The 2,021-nt window shown below is 44.2% G+C and carries 1 protein-coding gene and 1 pseudogene; one reads left to right on the top strand and one right to left on the bottom strand.

Annotated features, from left to right (window positions below; all coding sequences use genetic code 11):
* Nucleotides 1–876 (bottom strand): Wzz/FepE/Etk N-terminal domain-containing protein (locus FV227_RS28465; protein ID WP_348643792.1); only part of this gene is annotated, 876 nt, incomplete at its 3' end.
* Nucleotides 877–1,729: 853 nt separating this feature from the next.
* On the opposite strand from FV227_RS28465, the pseudogene FV227_RS30235 reads away from it, so the two are divergent.
* Nucleotides 1,730–1,975: pseudogene (locus tag FV227_RS30235) on the top strand (transposase); the annotation flags it as partial.
* Between the last annotated feature and the right edge of the window lie 46 nt (nt 1,976–2,021).

The raw sequence follows: 2,021 nt of genomic DNA on the forward strand, positions 1-2,021 counted from the left end.
CGTTAGGACTAGTAAATATTGAGGAGAGGATTTTGAGCTGGGTGGTAATGCGGCGCCAATAACTCTAGCATCGGCATCTGGAAGTGGAACTGAAGTAATAGATCCATCCCTAATTGCGTTTGCTACTGCTGTCGACTCTACTTTTAATGCAGTAATCCGACCTTGTAGGAACTCAGTTCCGTTCTGAGCAGCTGCAGCTTTGGCAGTGATCTGCTGCCCTAAATACGCCATTGTTATAGAGTTAGCCAGCCTCGCCGCTTTTTCTGCCGTACTAGCAGTATAACTTAACTCTATGACATATGATTGTGCGATACGACGAGCGTTAACTCTTTTCGTAAAATTCTGAAACTTAGCTTGATCCGCCGTGTTGATATTCGTGTCTAGCTGAATATTATTTGACCTATTTACAGCAATATGTGCCAAAATTGTTTGAAGAAGACTTGGTGCCCCTGGAATAAAGTCGGAGTCTTCGTTAAGCGAAAGGCTATCATAAACTAAACGAAGAAGCCTTTCGGACTTTAATACTTGAATTTGGCTATCTGCTTGAGCGCTATCCAATGCCGGAGGATAGTTTGGAGCATTTTGATCAGTCGTTAAATTTGCTGGTCTTTTGGGATCAAGTAGTATAGTTGTTTCTGACGTAAATGAAGATGGAGTTCTATATAAAGTAAATGCTGCAGCTAAAACACACGCCGATATCCAAACAAACAACCAAAGGCGAGATCTACGTATCGAAGCTAAAATATCTCCCACTATTTCTTCAGCAGACTGATGCGGCCGATCGGATTGGTTCGAAGCAAGTGCTGTATTTTGACTTATATTAGATTTATATTCCGTAGCTTCGGAAGATCTCAGGTCTATCTCATCGATCGCCATATCTGTCTTTCAGTGAAAAATATTGTGTAGCTTATTTGATTTCATCCTAAATATCTACCTTTGCTATTTCAGGTAAAAAGATACTTTGGATGAAGCCGCCTGTAACTTTCATATAGCGATAAGTCAGCGTTGTCAAAAATTTGTGCCCGGACTCAAATTAACGCTTCGAAAGGAACCCTTTTTTTAGATTAGCATTCATATAAAATTATCATATAATTATTTTTTCAATGGATCCCTGGAAAATTTAAAATAACACTTTACTTATGCTGCACTTCTTTAACATGCGTAATGTAGTAGCGCTTTATCTTTACTATGGTGTTTTAGTCGATTTATAAAAATTCAATTGTTGCTATTAACGTCCCCTAAATCATTTATATTATACTTTTATAATTAAGCCCCATAATTGATATTTATTAATGTTTAGCTATGCATTTTGCCGGACTGTATTAATTATAAACAATATAACTGTACGGATGTTTTACTGTTTAGGGAAGAAAATATAGTGTGCTACCACTTTGAAAAACATCCCGTGTAAATACCGGTATCTTCCACGCCCCCCCCGTTGCCGCTTTCAAAGCCTGTCGTCCATCTATTAGCTGGCACAGTACCGCTGGCCTACCCCCATTCGATGGTTCAGGTAGTTAGTGCATCGTCGGTCTGAGAGCGGCTTGGTTCTTGGTCAGGCTAAATAGTGAGCTTCGGGTCTTATTCGGCAGCCTGTTGCTTTTCCTAGGCAAACTGTTGTGGCGTCAGACTCCGTTTCATAATGGCGTGACAGGGGTACGGGCTGAGTAAGCGGCGAGCGTTGCGGAGTGTCTAACTCTACCCCGGATCACCCATGTAGCCATCCGCCGTGCTTACGCGCGAGAGCCTGCCCTACGTAACCAGCCTCAGCGACGCTGAGTGAGTGGTCGTTGCTCCCCTGCTACCGGCCCCCGCCACAACAGGGTGGCCGTGGCGCTGGCCGCTGCGCTCAGTCCTCGATTGCATCCTGTACGTGCTCAGGACAGGGAACGCTGTGCATCACTGGTTCTCGCGCCTGCTGCAGGCAAGGGTGTTTGAACGCCTCGGCCATGCCCTCACGCTGGCCGACTGTGAGTAGGTAGGACGTGATACCAAGTCTCGCTGAGCAGGACTCATACGGG

Source organism: Methylobacterium sp. WL119 (assembly GCF_008039875.1).
GTDB lineage: Bacteria > Pseudomonadota > Alphaproteobacteria > Rhizobiales > Beijerinckiaceae > Methylobacterium.